Here is a 16187-nt window from a genome sequence, read left to right on the forward strand (position 1 = left end):
CTGGAGGCGAAGAGTTTCTGCGCGCGCAGTACGAGAATCCTTTCGAGGACCATGGTTGCCTGCGCAAATGTGTATCATGAGCGGCATGTCCACTCCCCGCCTTGCCGAGCTGCGACTGCGCAGGTTTAAATCGTTTCACGATGCCGTACTCACACTACATCCGGTGACTTTTCTTACAGGCCTAAACAGCTCCGGTAAGTCGAATGCACTAGACGGCCTCGAGGTTTTGTCGCGGTTATCTTCGGGGACGGAGCTCGTCGATGCTCTTGATGGACGTATGACGCAGGCAGGGCCAATCAGGGGAGGCTCCCGTGGATGTGCACCACATGGCGAAGATAGTTTTGAACTGGGCTGCACTGTCGAAGCCGGAGAAGACATCTTTCGCTATGACGTTGAAATACAGGTGCTTCCGGAACTGCGAGTGCTAAGGGAAAGCCTGGTGGGGCCAGGGTACTCCGTAAAAAATGGGGTTAGAACTGTAGAAGCAGAACTTTTTAAGACCCAACCTGCGGCAGAGAACCTTGCTGGTATCAATACAGAGATTTTCAATGGAAAGCGTGGCGCAAACCCAGCAACACTTATGCGAGACTCCCGCCTAATTCTCGGGCAGATAAAGGCAGTTCTTGCAGGGAAAAACCGCGCGGAGAATTCGGTGTTGAAGGGCGCATCGATTGTGAGTACCACACTTCGGTCTGTGTTTCACCTCGACCCAGTTCCGAGTCTTATGCGCAATTACGTTGCGAAGAAGAACGCTCAGCTCAAACGTAGTGGCGAAAATCTGTCGGCGGTACTGTGGCAATTACGCAGAGATTCGCCTGAGACCTTCCACGATTTAGGGCAGTTGGCGGCACACGTTACCGGCGTGGACTCTACTTTGGATTTCATTGACACTCAGCTGGATGAAGTGATGCTAACTCTCGTCGAGCACTTTGCGGATGGAAGGCACGAAAGCACACCCGCGCGTGAGATGAGTGATGGGCTTCTTCGATTTCTGGCGATTGCAACGGCATTAAAAACAGCTCCTAGGGATTTGGACATCGAACAGCCCCTTTCACGCGGGAATGATGTGGAAAGTGCAGTAGCGCAAATCGTCGTCGAGGAAATGGAAAACGGTCTACACCCATCACAGGCACAACGAGTGATGAATATGCTTGACGAATCAGCACACAAGCATGACTCTCAAGTACTTGTAACAACTCATAGCCCAGCGATTTTGGATCAGATCTCTGGTGAAACTAATGGGCAGGTTGCGGTGTGTTACCGGGATGAGACAACCGGAAATAGTGAACTTACGCCATTGGTGGAACTACCAGATTTCGTGGAGTCCATTTCGAAACACAGTCTGGGCGCTGCTGTGACTGCCGGTGAATTAGTCGATGACACCGACACAAAGGCGAGCTTCGATAACCTGAATAAGCTTTTTGGGATTGGCTGATGCGCGTTTACTTCATCGACACCTCTGTTCTGGATAATCTGCTCGAGATCCCGAAAAAGAGCCAGGATCGAGAACAAGCGAAACACGACTTTGCGAAACGGCAGTCCGAAAACGCTTGGTTCATCTTGCCTATCACCGCTGTCATCGAAACTGGAAATCATATTGCGCAGCTTTCGGATGGTCGGGTAAGACGCGATATTGCGGAAAAGTTTTCGCAGATGCTCGAGCTGACAGCGCAACAGCAAGCCCCGTGGATACTTCATGACTTTCAGTGGAACAAGGAATTTATTTCTGAGCTAATTTCACAACATCGAGCTGGCCAAACGATGGTGGAATTGATGATGCAGCAGGTCGGTGGTGGGGACCTTTGCATTTTGACGGAACGGGAGCTGTACAGGCGCGCTACCGGAATAACCGCAGAGGTGTGGACATATGACACCATGCTCGCCAGTAACACCTAACGCGAGAGTATGAGCACTGGGGACGTGATCGCGCGCTATTGCAGTGCCGAGGTCAGGCGCATGACGTTGTCCACGTAGCGGCGCAGCAACCCGCGCTCATTCCACTCCTCGAGGGTCAACTCGTGGCAGACCTTCTCATAGTTGGTAGCCAGCCGGGTGAAGTCATTGATGAGGTCGCCCTTGGCCACAAGCATGGTGGATTCGTAGTTAAGACCAAAGGAGCGCATGTCCATGTTGGAGGAGCCAAACATGCATAGGGGGTCGCGGTTCGGCAGGTTCGGGTCCGCCAAGATGAACTTGGAGTGCAGCACGAAAGGTTCCGGGAACTGGAAAATACGCACCCCTGCCTCTAGAAGCGCTTGATAGTAGGAGGATTGGGCGTGGTTGACCATGAACTGGTCAGCTTTCTTCGAGACCAGGAGATGGACCTCCACGTCGCGGTAGCAGGCGGTGGTGACGGCTTCGAGCAGGGACTCGTCCGGGATGAAGTACGGTGAGCACATCACCAGCTTTTCCTTGGCATGGTGTACCACAGAGTTGAACATGCGCAGGTTCGGCTCAGTGGTGTAACCGGGTCCGGAGGGGACAAGCTGGAGGTGGTTGGCATCGGGCGTCACGGCATCGTCATAAGGCTGCATGTCCAGGGAAAGCTGTTCCTCGGACTCCAAGTACCAGTCCACCGCGAAGACGGCGGCCAAGGAGGTGACCGCTGGGCCGGTGATTTCCACCATGTAGTCAATCCACGCGCGGTCCTTGGTCTTGTACTGGCGTTTGATCATGTTCATCGAGCCGAGGAAACCCGTGTGACCATCAATGACCACGATCTTGCGGTGGTTGCGCAGATCGGGGCGGCGGAAACGGCCCTTGTGTAGCTGTAGCGGCAGCATGAGGTGCCATTCCACGCCAATCTCCGTCAAGCGCTTGCCCAGGGAAAAGTAGCCCTTGTACTTGTAGCTTCCAATCTGGTCCAGCAACAGCTTGACCTCCACGCCGCGCTCGCGGGCGCGCTTGAGGGACTGGAAGAAGACATCCGTGACCTCGTCCCAGGACTGGATGTAGATCTCAACGAGCACGTATTTCTCGGCGCGATCCACAGCCCGTGCCATGGCCATGATGGCCTCGTTATAGGAAGCATGAAGCCCCTTGTTGTGTCCAATGAGTGCCGGGTGCCCGGTGAGGTTGCGGTTGAGCTGGATAAGTGACTCGATTTCTGGGGACAACCTGCCCTTCGGGTGGTTCGGTGTGGAGGCGGTGACGTCAGCTATCAGCGCGTTGGCCTCTTGCTGGATGCGGTGACGCCGCCGATTGATGTAGGGCGAGCCCATGAGCAAGAACAGGGGCAGGCCCACGATCGGGAGCACAAGAATGGCGAGTAGCCACGCGGTGGAGCTCGACGGGCGGCGGCCTTCGGGGACGACGCCGATGGCGACAATCTTGATGCCATAGTCAAGGATGAGCAACGCCAACTGCCATGCAGAGAGATCGATATTCAGGCTCATATTTATCTACCGCACCGAGTCGAAATCAGGAACGTCGAAATCAGCAATGAGTGGCACATGGTCTGAGGTTTTATCACCCGCACGTTCCACCAGATCCACCTGGGCGCCCTGCACGAGCTCGGCCAAGGGGGCAGAGGCCAGCTGGAAGTCAATCCGCATGCCTTCGTTCTTCTGGAAGCGCATGGATTTGTAATCAAAGTAGGTCCAGCGTTCTTCTTCCGTAAAGCGGCGCGTGACCTCCTCCAGCCCTGCTTCCTCGAGCATCTGGAAGGCCGCGCGCTCCGGTTCAGTGACATGAGTCTTGCCGCGGAAAAGGCTCATGTCCCACACGTCTTCATCGCGTGGGGCAATGTTGAAATCGCCCGTGAGCAGCAGCTTCGACTGTGCGCGGGTCTCCACATAGCGCGCGAGCGCGTAGAGGAACTGCAGCTTGTAGTCGTAGTGCGGGTCAGTAATTTCGCGCCCATTTGGGATGTAGAGCGACCAGATTTCGATCCCGCGGATGCGCGCGGATACCGCTCGGGCCTCGCGCTTTTGTTCCTGTGCCGGGTCCTTGTGAAACCCGGGCTGGCCGGGGAAGAAGGTCTGGACCTCGTCCGGCTCGTCCTTGGACACAATGGCTACGCCATTCCACTGGTTCAGACCGTGGCTGGTGACGTGGTAGCCGGCCTCCTCGAAGGGCGCGCGGGGAAACTTCTCATCCGACACCTTGGTTTCCTGAAGACAGAGCACGTCGATATCGTGCTTGGCCAGCAGATCCACCGCGCGGCCGACGCGGGTGCGGACGGAGTTGATGTTCCACGAAGCGATGCGCATGTGAATCAGGGTACTTGAGCAACGCGGCAGGCGTAACGGTGGCGGTGCTGCTCCAGGAAGCCGAGCTTCTCGTAGAGACCAATCCCGGCTACGTTGTGCGCCACGACCTGCAAGTAGGCCTTCTGTGCGCCGTGCTCCTTGCCCCACGCCAGCATGTGCGCGCCGAGCGCTGTTCCCAGCCCCTTGCGCCGCCAGCCTTCAGCCACCTCAACGGCCGAGTAGCCTAACCACAGCGTGCCATCGCCGGATTCGGTGAGCGTGCCGCGCGTAATGGCAATTGTTTCGCCCGCGTCGGACAGCAGGCGGCCAAAGCCCATCGTGCCGTCAATGTGGCTGCGCAGATACTCCAACGCCAGTGGTGGGAGTGACTGACCGCGGAAATGGTAAAGGCTGAGCCACTCGGGGTCGGGTTGCTTGTCGACGACAAAGTGGACGTCGCTAAGCTCCGGCAACTCCCCGAGCTCCCGCACCATGACCAGGATCTCCGGCTCCAAGGACCATGCCTCGGGCGAAGCCGCGATGAGCTTCTCGGCAGGATTGCCAATGCGTTCCGGGACCGCCAAACGCGTGGGCAGGTCATGGCGGGCATAGAAAGCGTCGATCTCCTCGATGGGCACCGGCATAAAGCCCGCCGACGGCCCCAGGGGAATGGCCGAGTTGGAACGTCCCGTCACACCGTCACCAGCGCGCATGAGCCACTGGCCATCGGCGGTCCACGTGTGCTCCTTGCCAGGGAAGGCGGCGGCGGTGGCGACCTCGACGGCGCGGATATCGGAATTGCGCACCGTGCGCGGCGAGAGGCGCTTAATAATCTTGAGCTGCTCCGGCGGAATCTCCACCGCCTCCAACGAGGACGGGTAGCCACCCATCTCCTGAGGGCGGATGACCAGCGGATCCACGCTCACCACGTGGCCAATGACATCGCTATGCACCCCGCCAAAATCGCGCCGGGCCACAACGCGCTCGCCCACGGAGACGGCGTCGGAGCGGAAAATGCGGGACATTAGTCGTCGTGCCCGAAAGGATCCTCGTCCTCGCCTGGAACCCAGGTCAGGCCCGCTTCGGTCCACCCGTTGCGCTTGATGGTCTTCTTGGCCTGGCGCTTGTAGCGGCCGGTGAGAACGTCGGTGTAGACGAAACCATCGAGGTGGCCGGTCTCGTGCTGCAGCATGCGCGCGAAGAAACCGTAGCCCTCGATGGAGATGTCTTCGCCTTTTTCATTCTTGCCGGTCACGCGCGCCCAGTCGGCACGGCCGGTGGGGAAGCCCTCGCCAGGAACGGAGAGGCAGCCTTCGTCCTCGGTGCCATCATCGGCCGGCATGGTTTCTGGGATTTCGGAGGTCTCCAGAACGGGGTTGATGACGCAGCCGCGGCGCATGCCACCTTCAGGCAGCTCGGTGCCGTCGGGCCCGTCGGTGTCGGGGCAGTGATAGACAAAGAGGCGCTTGTTTACGCCAACTTGGTTGGCGGCCAAACCAACGCCGTGTGCGGCGTCCATGGTTTCGTGCATGTCCGCGATGAGCTCCTGCAACTCGGGGGAGTCAATGGCTTCGGTCACGGGCTCGGTCGGATTGTGGAGGACCGGGTCGCCGTGGATAACGATGGGGCGAATAGTCATGACATACAGTTTAAGCATGCCGTCCCTGTCAGACCTAGACGCCGCCATTTTGGAGTTCGAGTCCCACGCTCCGCGTGATATCAGTGCCAAGGAGGAGGCCATCCGCGCGCAGTTGGATATGTCACCGGTGCGTTATCACCAGCGCCTCAATGTGCTTCTCGACGCCCCAGCGGCCCACGCGTCTCACCCTCTCCTCGTCACGCGCCTTCGCCGGCTTCGGGATGCCCGCGAAGACGTCCGCCGCGCCGCGCCGCGCTAAGCAATCCACGCTACGCGCGTTGCAGATACTAGAGTTTCCTGTGTGACTAATGTGAATCCGGAAAACTCTGCTTCGTCCGTTAACGGCGCGCGCCCCGCCGCCGATTCCACCGACCCCGCTGCAGCTGGCGTCAACCCTGATGCTCGCGCTGGAGACCCAGTTGCCGCACCGGCTACTGCATCGGCTGCCGCGCCAGCTGAGGCACCATCCGCCGAGCCTGTCGCTGCGGGTACTGATGCCGGCGCTGCCGCAGCACCCGCCACTAAGCTGCCCGTCCGTGGCCTCGCCATGGTGCTCATCGCCGTGGCCGTGATGTTGGGCATGTGGGCCCTCTATGCCATGACCTCGGATAACTCCGAGAACGTTGCCGAGGATGGCGGCAATAACGATTCCGCCGTTTCAGGTCCCGCCAACGGCGGCGCCGAAGGCGAGGGGCAGGGCGGCCAGGCGGGCGCCGGCAACAAGGATGCCGACGCGGCGGGCGGCGCGGCTGGCGCCGATGCTGATAAGGACGGCAACGCAGCAGGCAGCGACGCCAAGAAAGACTCCGGCAAGGATGCTGATGCGGCCGGCGGTGACGCCGATGCCGGTCAGGATGCTGCTGCCGAAGGTGACGACGCCGCTGAGCACGACGGTGCCGCGGCAGACCGCGAACAGGCCGATATCCCGGTCAACGTCTACAACAACTCCGGCCGCGCCAACTTTGCCGCCGATGAAGCCGAGCGCCTGAAGTCCCAGAACTTCAAGGTTTCCGAGGTAGGCAACCTGAGCGGCGAGGTTCTCGTTGCACCGCAGACCACCGTCTACTACCCGGAGGGTGACGCCGCCGCGGAGAACCTGGCCAAGGAGCTTGCTGCCCAGTACTACGGCGGTAGCGTCCCAGGCGGTGCCATCGCGCCCTACCCGGCCGAGCTGATCGGTGATTACACCAAGGGTGACGCCGTCGTCGTGGTCCTCGCCGTGCCGCAGGCTTAAGGAATAAAATCTTATTAAATTCATCCGCTCGACAGATAAGATGAATGGGTGAATATTCCGGAAGAGAACTTCGTCCGCTCCCCCGAGCCAACACTTGGGGTTGAGTGGGAGGTAGCCCTCGTAGATCCAGTGACCTGGGATCTCGTGCCGCGTGGCGCGGAGCTCATCGACTCCGTCCGTGCCGCCCACCCTGATATCCACTTGGAGAAAGAGTTTCTCCAGAACACCGTGGAACTGGTCACTGGGGTCTGTCGGACCGTGCCGGAGGCGATGGGGGACTTGGGGGCGTCGCTCAGCGCAGTGCGTGAGGCGGCCACCGCTATGGACGTGCGTCTGTGGGCCTCCGGCGGGCACCCCTTCACCGATTTTCGGAAGAACCCCGTCTCCAACAAGGCAAGCTACTCCGAAATCATCAACCGCACCCAGTACTGGGGGCAGCAGATGCTGCTGTGGGGCACGCACGTGCACGTGGGCATTCGCCACGAAGACCGCGTGTGGCCCATCATCAACGCGTTGATGACGAAGTACCCGCACCTGCTGGCCATCTCTGCGTGCTCCCCGGCATGGGAGGGCCTCGATACCGGCTATGCCTCCAATCGCACGATGCTGTACCAGCAGCTGCCCACTGCCGGCATGCCCTATCAGTTTGAGAACTGGACACAGTGGCAGTCCTACATGCGTGACCAGGCCATTTCGGGTGTTATCAACCACACGGGCTCGATGCATTTCGATATCCGCCCGGCCTCCAAATGGGGCACGATTGAGGTGCGCATCTCTGACGCCACCTCCAACCTGCGCGAGCTCTCCGCCATCGTGGCGCTGACTCACTGTCTGGTGGTGCACTATGACCGCATGCTGGATGCCGGCGACACGCTGCCGACACTCCAGCCATGGCACGTGGCAGAAAACAAGTGGCGCGGCGCGCGCTATGGCATGGACGCGCTGGTCATCACGTCGCGCGAGACCGACGAGCGGTGGGTCAAGGACGAGCTGGCGGATATGCTGGAGGAGCTCGCGCCGCTATCCCAGGAGCTGGGCTGTGCCCGCGAGCTGCAGCTGGTCCAAGAAATCATCGACTCGGGTGCGGGCTACCAGCGGCAGCGCCGCCTTTACGAGGAGACCGGCAGCTGGCAGAAGGTGGTCAAGGCCACCGCAGATGAGATGGAGCAGCTGCTGCCACTTTAAGCCTGAGGTGGACGATATGGGTATCGATATCGCTACTGCTTCGACGCCGGAACTGCCGTTCCAGCCTTGTAGCGCGGGGCGATGAAGCCCCACAGGGCGTAGGCAGCGATGAAGAGCACGCAGGACAGAGTCCACAGCGACGTTGCCCACGGCTGGAAGGACTCGAGGGTGTCGAGGTTCGCGGAGGACATGGTAAACCACACCGGCACCGACATGAACGGCAGCGACACCACGACAAGCGCTGCCAGCGCTGCCAGGCCGGCGAGCTGCTCACCGAACTTGCCGGACACACGCGCGCCCACCGCCTGATTCACCGTCACGAAGACCAAGACCGCAAAGGGGATGGTCCACACGAAGTGGTGGTACCAAGAAAACGGGGACACCAAGCAGGTGCTCAGGCCCGTCAGAGCGAAGGCTGCGGTACGGTTGCCCCGCTTGTAGGCCGTGCGCAGCGCCAGGCAGGTGAGCACGAAAACGGCGAGGACGGCCAGGAGCCACCACATACCACCGTCGATGCCCAGAACGCGGAACATCAGCGAGCGCAGCGACTTCGCACCGGGATTGGCATGCTCGCCCACGCGGGAGGAGTTAAACATGGCATCGGTCCAGAAGTCCAGAGCATCCGGAACGAAGATGAAGCCCAGCACCACCGTCACCAGGAAGGTGACGATGGAGCCGACCGCAGCCCACCAGCGCTTTTCAAAGAGCAGCGCCAAGCCCATGTAGGCCGGAGTGAGCTTGATGCCCGCCGCCAAGCCGGTACCCACGCCGGGGAGGCGGCGCTTCATCGGCAGGAAGTCAAGGGCCACGAGGAGCATGAGGAAGACATTGATCTGTCCGTAGTACAGCGAACCGTGCATCGACTCGTTCGCCGGCGTCAGTGCCGTCAGCAGAACCGCAACGACAATGGCTGCAGGGCTGAGCTTGATGCCGCGCTCGCGGAAAATCATCACCACAATCGCCAGCACTGCCAGGAACATGAGCGCCGGCCAGAGGATGGTCAACGCGCCCTCGCTGAAGAAGGGCAGAACCTGGAAGAGGATGCCGGCGAAGGGTGGGTAGGTGAAGGGGAATTCGTAGATATAGGGGGCGTCGTACAGCAGCCCGCCCGCGTTGAGGTCTGCGCCCGCCATGCGGTAAATGGCCAGGTCAAAGGGGAGGATGTAGGTGAACGCTTTGTGGCCGTCGAATTGGATGATGCGGTAGACCATCACCGCGATGCCCAGCGCCAGGACAGTACACAGTGTGGGGATGCCCTGCAGCTTCTTCACGTGAATTCTCCTCGGCCGATGAAAGGTGTCCCTAGGAGAATATAGTAGGGGTCTTTCATCGAAGGGGAACGAACCACCGTTAACTACTTGCGGCGCATGGAGCGCGTAGCCGGGTGCTCGTTGCGCGACATGGACTCCGCGGGGCCGTAGAGGCCTTCGCGGCGAGCGATACGCGAGGTCCGCTGGGCCGTCACCGGGCTGGTGATCATGGCAAAGAGCACGAGCAGGATGAGAATACCCAAGTCACCGCGCCCAGCCACGCTGAAGTCCTCCGAGCCCGTCACCTTGATGAGCGCGCCCAGGATGGTGAAGATGAGCCCGGTCGTCTGCGGTTTCGAGATGGCATGTACGCGCGCCATGGTGTCGCTGAACCTCGCGACGCCGATCGCTGCCGCCAACGTGAGAATCGAACCGGCGAGGATGAGGATGATTGAGAGGACATCGGCAATCAGTGCGTAACTCATGAATCCCTCTTTCTGAAACGCGTCACGGATACCGTGGAGATGAAACCCAACAGCGCCACGACGAGCATCGCGTTGGATACCGTGGTGTCCAGGCTCCAGCAGATGTAGGTGGCCATGGCGCATTGGAACATGGCCACGAAACCGTCCATGGCCACGAGCCGGTCGAGCGAGTTTGGCCCGACCACGATGCGCCACGTCGTGATGAGGAAGGCCACCACAAGGAAGCCAGCAGCCGCGGTGAGCAGGATGTTATAGAGTCCCGTATCCATTAGAGGTGGCTCCTTTCAAAGATGGCAATCATGTCTGCCTCCAGCTTGCGCACGGCGGCGATTTCGCGCTCGAGGTCTCCTTCGGAGTCGGCGTTGAGCAGGTGGATGGTGAGCATGCGGTTCGCAATATCGATATCGGATACGGTACCGCCCGGCTGCAGGTTGTACAGGCTGACCGCCAGCGCCAGAACGAACTCATTCTCCAAGCGCATCGGGAGCCTGACAATCGCCGTCTTGGGCACCTCCTGCGGGCGCACCGCCAGCCAGCCCACCTTGACGGAAGCTTCCATCAGCTCCACAAACCACTGCACCATGAAGATGAAAAGCTTTCCCCAGCTCACCGAAATCCCCGCCACGGGCATCGCCGGTAGCGGCAGCGCGAAGACGATAAACAGGCTGGCTATCAGCCCGCCCACCAGGTTCGCCACGGTGACTTCACCCATGAGCATGCACCACATGACGATGATCCACACCATGAACCACGGGCGGAAGCGGTGCTTAATTCCGGAGAATCTCATCGCGAAACCTCCTCTTCTTCCTTATCCACGGAGGTGGGCAATGCGGGCGTGGCGCTTGGCGACGTCCTCGTTGTCGGCGCCACCGGCTCCGGATCCGGGAGGGGTTCGCTGCGGTTCTTCCGCGAATCGGCGCCCTCCTCGTAGCGTTCGGCGGGGTCCAAGTGCCGCGTTGGGTCCTCGGCGGAATCCCCCAATACCGCGTAGCGGTAGATGGACTCATCTTGCGCGGACGTCGCCGCGCGGGTGGTGACCCCGGAGATGGGGCCGGCGAGGAAGGTCATCGAGACCGAGGCGATGACGAGCAGGGACGTGGAGGCCAGCATGCCGAAGGGTACGCGGCCGACATCGGCGCGCTCCTCGAATTCGACGTACTCGGTGACCTCCCCGAGCGGGGAGGGCCGCGCCATGGCGAGGTTGCCTTCGGGGGCATCCCTGCGATCACGCAGGAAGCCCTTGGCCCACACGAGGATCATGACGTAGAGGGTCAGCAGCGAAGTGAGGACAGCGCCGCCGATGAGGACCCACGACATCCAGGAACCCTCGTTCGCGCCGGCCTGAATCAACATGATCTTGCCCAGGAAGCCGGAGAAGGGCGGGATGCCGCCCAGGTTCATGGCCGGGATGAAGTACAAAATGGCGATGAGTGGCGCGGAATAAATCAGCGAGCCCAAGCGCCGCAGCGAGGATGTGCCGGCTTGGCGCTCGATGAGGCCTACCACCAGAAAGAGTGCGGTCTGCACCAGAATGTGGTGGACGGCGTAGAAGATGGCGCCCGACAAGCCCTGCGCGGTACCGAGGGCAACGCCGAAGACCATGTAGCCGATGTGGCTGACCAAGGTGAAGGACAGCAAGCGCTTGATATCCGATTGCGCGATGGCGCCCAAGATACCCACGAGCATCGTGGCCAGCGCGACCCACATGAGCAGGCCGTCGAGCCCGCCGCCGGTGAAGATGGAGGTACGCGCGCGGATGATGGCGTAGACGCCGACCTTGGTGAGCAGGCCCGCGAAGACCGCGGTGACGAGCGAGGGCGCGGTGGGGTAGGAGTCCGGCAACCAGGCATCGAGTGGGAAGATGGCTGCCTTGATGCCGAAGGCGATGAGCAACACGGAGAAGACCGCGGTGCGGGTACCGGCTGGGATGTCCTCCATCCGGATGCCGATCTGGGCCATGTTCATCGTGCCCACTGCGGCGTACACATAGGCCAAGGCCAGCACGAAGATGAGCGAGGAAGCCATGGAGACCATGACGTAGCCCACGCCCGCCCGCACGCGCGCAGGCGATGCGCCGAGGGTCAGCAGCACGTAGGAAGACACGAGGAAGATCTCGAAGCCTACGTAGAGGTTGAACAAGTCACCAGCCAGGAAGGACACGTTCACGCCCATGGTCAGCAACATGTAATTAGGCAGGAATACCGCCACCGGTTCGTCCTTGATGCCATCGCGCACGCCCTGTGAGATGGCGTACCACATGACGGAGAACAGGACGACGGAGGAGGTAAAGAGCATGACCGTGGACAAACGGTCCGCCACGAGCGTGATGCCCACCGGGGCGTCCCAGCCGCCCACCTGGAGGGTCTGGATGCCGGTGGTATCCGCGATGAAGATCAGTGCGGCGTTGACCGCGGCCAGCGTGAGGAGGGAGAAGAAGGCGATACGGCGCTGCGCATGAGCATTGCGCGCAAAGAGCATCGCCAACGCGGCCGCCAGTGCGGGGATGATGATCGGAAGGGGGATCAGGAAGCTGACGTAGGGCAGCAGCAGGTCCACCAGGGGTGAGATAGTTTCACTCATCGGTGGCCTCCTTCACGGGAGCCTCGAAGAACTCGGGGCCAAACATATCGCCTTCCTTCGTGGTGCGGCCGGTGGTCGGATCATTGGAGGCGTCGTGGTCGGGGGCGGCCGAGGCATTGCCCGGGCGCGAGGCAATCGCCGCGATGGCGGTGTCCTCGGTGTCATCCTCAATCACGTCCGCGGTGCGGTAGCGGTATTGGCGGTAGGCCAAGGTGAGGATGAAGCCGGTCAGCGCCATTGAAATGACGATCGCGGTGAGGATCATCGCCTGGGCCAGCGGATCGGCGATTTCTTCGCCATAGGGCAGGGAGGTCCGGCCGTCGATAGGCGGCGAGCCCGCCTTGCCGCCGGCCATGAGCACGAAGAGGTTCGCGCCATTGCCCAGCAACAAGATGCCGAGCAGCATCTTGGTCATCGCGCGGTCCAGCAATAAGTACACCCCGGCGCCGCAGAGCACGCCCGCAGCGAGCAGGAGCATGAGGTTGGCATCCATTAGGCGTGTCCTTTCTCTGCGGTGGCAGTTTTTTCTTTCTCTTTTTCTTTCGTGCGGCGTGCCAAGGAGCGGTCGCGGGCGCGTTGCTTACGCATCTCTTCTTCCTCATCGAGCTTGGCGCCCAAGGAGGACAGGACGTAGAGCGTGAGGCCGACGACGATGAGGTAGACGCCGGCGTCGAAAATCAGCGCCGAAGGCAGGGATACATCACCGATGAGTGGCACCCCGACCTTTGTGTACCCGGTGGTCAGCGGCGGGTAGCCCAAGAGCATCGGGGTGATGACTGCGCTGAGGGAGAGCAGCAAGCCGACCGCCATGGTGCGGCCGCCGTCGAGAGGCAGCGCCTCATCGAGCTCCGCGCGCCCGCCGGCCAGGTAGCGCAGAATCAGCGCCAAGGCCGCCACGAGGCCGCCGGCAAAACCGCCGCCGGGGGCGTTGTGGCCGCCGAAGAAGAAGTACAGGGAGAGCACCATCATCGAGGGGAAGAGGATGTGGGTGCTCACGTCCACCATGAGCGAGCGGTTGAGCGCCTTCTCCGATTCCACGCCCGCGGCCAGCCAGCGGCGGCCGGTGACCTGCAAGGTCGGGCGGCGGGAGGAGCGGGTGAAACTCTGCGTGCGGTAGATCAGCGAGGCGATACCCGTCGCCGCGATGATGAGCACCGTGATTTCGCCGAAGGTATCCCACGCGCGCAGGTCCACGAGCAAGACGTTGACCGTGTTGGCGCCGTGGCCGATCTCCTTGGCCAATTCCGGCATGTACTGCGAGATGGGTTCCTCGCGCCGGGCGTTGATGGCGAACATGCCGACCACGGTGACGGCCAGGCCCACGCCCACCGCCAGCCACGCGCGCAGGCGGCCGGATTTGGGGTCCTGCTTCCACTCGGTATTCGCCGGCATGCGGCGCAGCACGAGCATGAAGAGCACCATAATGATGGTCTCCACGAGGAGCTGCGTCAGCGTCAAGTCCGGCGCGCCGTGAAGCGCAAAGATGAAGGACAAGGCGTAGCCCGTCGCGCCCACCAGGATGACGCCGGAGAGGCGGTTATCCAGCACCGTGGCGGCGATGGCGGCGATGATGATGACCACCGCTGCGATGGCCTGCCAGGGGTTCTCGGCCACGATCATGTGCACGTTGGTGAGGTCGCCGCGGATGAGCATGACGATGGGCAGCACCATGAGGGTGGCAAAGATGACCGTGAGGTTGAACTGCAGCGAACCGCGCTGCGTGGAAGCGGTGATGCGCAGGGAGAGTTGGCGCAGGGCGTTGATGACGGCGTCGTAGGAGTCATCGGCCGAGCCCAAGGCCGGGTAGGTGAACTGGGCCTTCGTGAGGGCTTGGCGCTGCCAGTGCAGGAGAGAACCGGCGACGATGATGACCACGGAGAGCAGCAACGGGATGGTGAAGCCATGCCATAGCGCTAGTTCGGACGCGTGCTTCGCGCCAAAGGTGTTGTCCAGGTGCTGCGTGATGCCGTGGGACAAAGGCAGCGGCAGCAGACCAAAGAAGATGGTCAGCAGAGTCAGCACCGTCGGCGGGATCCACAGGAAGGGGCCGATGTGGTGCATATTCGCTACCGCTTCAGAGGGCTCCTCCTGCCCCTTCGAGGAGAACGCGCCCCAGAGGAAGCGCAGCGCATAGGCCATGGTCAGCGCGGAGCCGACGACGACCGTCACGAGCAGCATGTTGCGCGGCATGCCGACCAAGAGCTCCTCGTGCATGATCGCCTCGAGCGTGGCCTCCTTGGACACGAAGCCCAGCAGCGGCGGGATACCGGCCATAGACATCGCGGGGAGGATGGCCAGGATGCACAGCGCGGGTTTCTTCTTGCCCAGGCCTGCCAGCTTGTCGATGTCCCTCGTGCCCGCCGAGTGGTCGATGGCGCCGACGATCATGAAGAGCGCTGCTTTGAAGAGGGAGTGCGCGAAGGTCAGCGCCAGTCCTGCTTGCATGGCCTCGCGGGAGCCGATGGCGATGATGGCGGTGATAAAACCCAGCTGCGAGACGGTACCGTAGGCCAGAACCAGCTTCAGGTCGCGCTGCTTGAGCGCCATCCAGCCACCGAGCAACATGGTGAAAGCACCCAAGGGGATGACCACGAGGTGCCAGGTGGGGATGTCATGTACCGAAGGCGCTAGGCGAGCGACGAGGTAGATGCCGGCCTTCACCATCGCCGCGGAGTGCAGGTAAGCAGAGACCGGGGTCGGCGCGGCCATGGCGCCGGGCAGCCAAAAGTGGGCGGGGGCGATGGCGGATTTGGAGAGCGCACCGCAGAGAATCAGCACGATGGCCACGGTGAGGAAAGGCGTGTTGGCCAGGTCCTCGGTGGCGGCGATATCGCTGAAGGACCACGCGCCGGTCTGGCGGCCGAGGAGGGTAATGCCCACGAGCATGGCCAGGCCGCCGAGGACGGTGACCATGAGTGCCTGCTGCGCTGAGCGCCGGGATGAGGCGCGCTCGCCGTAATAGCTCACGAGGAGGAAGGAGAGCAAGGAGGTGATTTCCCAGAAGACGTAGAGCAGCAGGAAATTATCGGAAATGACCAGGCCGTACATGGCCGTGGCAAAGCCCACCATCTGGCTGCCGAAGAGGGCTAGGCGGCGCCGGGAGTGGTCGAAATAGCCCCAGCAATACAGCAAGACCAGCGCGCCCACGCCCAAAATGATGAGGCTGAACAGCGCGGAAAGCGCGTCCATGCGCAGGTTAATCGTTAGGTGCGCGGCGGGCATCCAGTTGAGGTCGTATGCCAGCTGGTTGCCGTCGCGCAGCGTTCCGGTGGTGAGCTGTTGGAGCACCCAAAAGAAGCCCACCGCGGGCACGACGGCAAGGAGGCCGAAGGCGCGGCGGCCGAGATAGAAAAGGAGGAATGGAGCGGCGATGGTAGTAAGTACCAAGGCGCTGAAGAGAGTGAGCACGAGGTCGCGTGGCGTCCTTTCCTTGTCGGGGACTGGGCAAAACCCACCGCAGCGGCGGGCGTTCACTAATGCTTACGATACAGTCTGAAATCCCAATTTTCACATTTTCGTTTCATACAGTTATATCTGTGTCTCCTGCTGGCGTTCCGCCACGTCGCCACCAACGCATCCAGAAGAAAAGCGAGCCCGCGCCCGGCGGATGGCTCTGTCGGGCGG

General features: G+C 61.5%; 16 protein-coding genes. 5 read left to right on the forward strand and 11 right to left on the reverse strand.

Annotated elements, in window-relative coordinates:
• Positions 1–85 precede the first annotated feature (85 nt).
• The gene (locus tag M5J09_RS05100; RefSeq protein WP_257157188.1) at positions 86–1435 is read left to right on the forward strand and encodes an AAA family ATPase; all 1350 of its coding nucleotides are present in this window, start codon (positions 86–88) and stop codon (positions 1433–1435) included.
• Positions 1435–1896, forward strand: coding sequence for a hypothetical protein (locus tag M5J09_RS05105; protein WP_257157189.1), 462 nt, complete (start codon positions 1435–1437; stop codon positions 1894–1896). Before M5J09_RS05100 ends, M5J09_RS05105 begins: the two co-directional genes overlap by 1 nt.
• A 35-nt stretch (positions 1897–1931) precedes the next feature.
• On the opposite strand, the gene cls is transcribed toward M5J09_RS05105, so the two are convergent.
• The 4 genes from cls to M5J09_RS05125 are packed head-to-tail and all read right to left on the reverse strand — an operon-like array spanning position 1932 to position 5829.
• Entirely contained in the window at positions 1932–3395 is a 1464-nt protein-coding gene (gene cls / locus M5J09_RS05110) for a cardiolipin synthase (protein WP_257157190.1), read from the reverse strand.
• A 6-nt stretch (positions 3396–3401) separates the two neighbouring features.
• Entirely contained in the window at positions 3402–4211 is an 810-nt protein-coding gene (locus M5J09_RS05115; RefSeq protein WP_257157191.1) for an exodeoxyribonuclease III, read from the reverse strand.
• 5 nt (positions 4212–4216) lie between these two features.
• Positions 4217–5215 carry a GNAT family N-acetyltransferase gene (locus tag M5J09_RS05120; protein WP_257157192.1) on the reverse strand — a complete coding sequence of 333 codons (999 nt, stop codon included), beginning with the start codon at positions 5213–5215 and terminating at the stop codon, positions 4217–4219.
• Positions 5215–5829: a peptide deformylase gene (locus tag M5J09_RS05125; RefSeq protein ID WP_042533452.1), complete on the reverse strand. Its 615-nt coding sequence runs from the start codon at positions 5827–5829 to the stop codon at positions 5215–5217. The genes M5J09_RS05120 and M5J09_RS05125 overlap by 1 nt, the downstream gene beginning before the upstream one ends.
• 16 nt (positions 5830–5845) lie before the next feature.
• On the opposite strand from M5J09_RS05125, the gene M5J09_RS05130 reads away from it, so the two are divergent.
• Genes M5J09_RS05130 through M5J09_RS05140 form a run of 3 tightly spaced genes read left to right on the forward strand, consistent with a single transcriptional unit; the run spans position 5846 to position 8248 of the window.
• Positions 5846–6088 carry a DUF3263 domain-containing protein gene (locus M5J09_RS05130; RefSeq protein ID WP_257157193.1) on the forward strand — a complete coding sequence of 81 codons (243 nt, stop codon included), beginning with the start codon at positions 5846–5848 and terminating at the stop codon, positions 6086–6088.
• 42 nt (positions 6089–6130) lie between these two features.
• On the forward strand, positions 6131–7063 hold the full coding sequence (locus M5J09_RS05135) for a LytR C-terminal domain-containing protein (RefSeq protein WP_257157194.1): 933 nt from the start codon (positions 6131–6133) through the stop codon (positions 7061–7063).
• Between the two features lie 48 nt (positions 7064–7111).
• Positions 7112–8248, forward strand: a complete 1137-nt coding sequence (locus M5J09_RS05140; RefSeq protein ID WP_257157195.1) for a glutamate--cysteine ligase — start codon at positions 7112–7114, stop codon at positions 8246–8248.
• A gap of 32 nt (positions 8249–8280) precedes the next feature.
• Here M5J09_RS05140 and M5J09_RS05145 read toward each other — a convergent pair whose 3' ends face one another.
• The 7 genes from M5J09_RS05145 to M5J09_RS05175 form a co-directional block, all read right to left on the reverse strand.
• Positions 8281–9519, reverse strand: a complete 1239-nt coding sequence (locus M5J09_RS05145) for a glycosyltransferase 87 family protein (protein ID WP_257157196.1) — start codon at positions 9517–9519, stop codon at positions 8281–8283.
• 83 nt (positions 9520–9602) lie between these two features.
• A complete protein-coding gene (locus M5J09_RS05150; protein ID WP_257157197.1) occupies positions 9603–9983 on the reverse strand; it encodes a monovalent cation/H(+) antiporter subunit G in 381 nt (126 codons plus the stop codon).
• Complete coding sequence (locus M5J09_RS05155) at positions 9980–10252, reverse strand: monovalent cation/H+ antiporter complex subunit F (protein ID WP_239180956.1); 273 nt, start codon at positions 10250–10252, stop codon at positions 9980–9982. Before M5J09_RS05155 ends, M5J09_RS05150 begins: the two co-directional genes overlap by 4 nt.
• The gene (locus tag M5J09_RS05160) at positions 10252–10770 is read right to left on the reverse strand and encodes a Na+/H+ antiporter subunit E (protein ID WP_257157198.1); all 519 of its coding nucleotides are present in this window, start codon (positions 10768–10770) and stop codon (positions 10252–10254) included. Before M5J09_RS05160 ends, M5J09_RS05155 begins: the two co-directional genes overlap by 1 nt.
• Positions 10767–12563, reverse strand: coding sequence for a Na+/H+ antiporter subunit D (locus M5J09_RS05165; protein WP_042532415.1), 1797 nt, complete (start codon positions 12561–12563; stop codon positions 10767–10769). The genes M5J09_RS05160 and M5J09_RS05165 overlap by 4 nt, the downstream gene beginning before the upstream one ends.
• Complete coding sequence (locus M5J09_RS05170) at positions 12556–13056, reverse strand: Na(+)/H(+) antiporter subunit C (RefSeq protein WP_042532413.1); 501 nt, start codon at positions 13054–13056, stop codon at positions 12556–12558. Before M5J09_RS05170 ends, M5J09_RS05165 begins: the two co-directional genes overlap by 8 nt.
• The gene (locus tag M5J09_RS05175; protein WP_042532411.1) at positions 13056–15971 is read right to left on the reverse strand and encodes a Na+/H+ antiporter subunit A; all 2916 of its coding nucleotides are present in this window, start codon (positions 15969–15971) and stop codon (positions 13056–13058) included. The genes M5J09_RS05170 and M5J09_RS05175 overlap by 1 nt, the downstream gene beginning before the upstream one ends.
• Positions 15972–16187 lie beyond the last annotated feature (216 nt).

The sequence above is a fragment of the Corynebacterium sp. BF-R-2 genome (assembly GCF_024586525.1).
Classification (GTDB): domain Bacteria; phylum Actinomycetota; class Actinomycetes; order Mycobacteriales; family Mycobacteriaceae; genus Corynebacterium; species Corynebacterium singulare.

What these genes read in the sequence shown, in the direction of transcription:
- M5J09_RS05125 (WP_042533452.1), bottom strand. Translation starts at nt 5,829, where the DNA reads ATGACTATTCGCCCCATCGTTATCCACGGCGACCCGGTCCTCCACAAT.
- M5J09_RS05150 (WP_257157197.1), bottom strand. Translation starts at nt 9,983, where the DNA reads ATGAGTTACGCACTGATTGCCGATGTCCTCTCAATCATCCTCATCCTC.
- M5J09_RS05165 (WP_042532415.1), bottom strand. Translation starts at nt 12,563, where the DNA reads ATGAGTGAAACTATCTCACCCCTGGTGGACCTGCTGCTGCCCTACGTC.
- M5J09_RS05120 (WP_257157192.1), bottom strand. Translation starts at nt 5,215, where the DNA reads ATGTCCCGCATTTTCCGCTCCGACGCCGTCTCCGTGGGCGAGCGCGTT.
- M5J09_RS05170 (WP_042532413.1), bottom strand. Translation starts at nt 13,056, where the DNA reads ATGGATGCCAACCTCATGCTCCTGCTCGCTGCGGGCGTGCTCTGCGGC.
- M5J09_RS05105 (WP_257157189.1), top strand. Translation starts at nt 1,435, where the DNA reads ATGCGCGTTTACTTCATCGACACCTCTGTTCTGGATAATCTGCTCGAG.
- M5J09_RS05115 (WP_257157191.1), bottom strand. Translation starts at nt 4,211, where the DNA reads ATGCGCATCGCTTCGTGGAACATCAACTCCGTCCGCACCCGCGTCGGC.
- M5J09_RS05155 (WP_239180956.1), bottom strand. Translation starts at nt 10,252, where the DNA reads ATGGATACGGGACTCTATAACATCCTGCTCACCGCGGCTGCTGGCTTC.
- cls (WP_257157190.1), bottom strand. Translation starts at nt 3,395, where the DNA reads ATGAGCCTGAATATCGATCTCTCTGCATGGCAGTTGGCGTTGCTCATC.
- M5J09_RS05160 (WP_257157198.1), bottom strand. Translation starts at nt 10,770, where the DNA reads ATGAGATTCTCCGGAATTAAGCACCGCTTCCGCCCGTGGTTCATGGTG.
- M5J09_RS05100 (WP_257157188.1), top strand. Translation starts at nt 86, where the DNA reads ATGTCCACTCCCCGCCTTGCCGAGCTGCGACTGCGCAGGTTTAAATCG.
- M5J09_RS05130 (WP_257157193.1), top strand. Translation starts at nt 5,846, where the DNA reads ATGCCGTCCCTGTCAGACCTAGACGCCGCCATTTTGGAGTTCGAGTCC.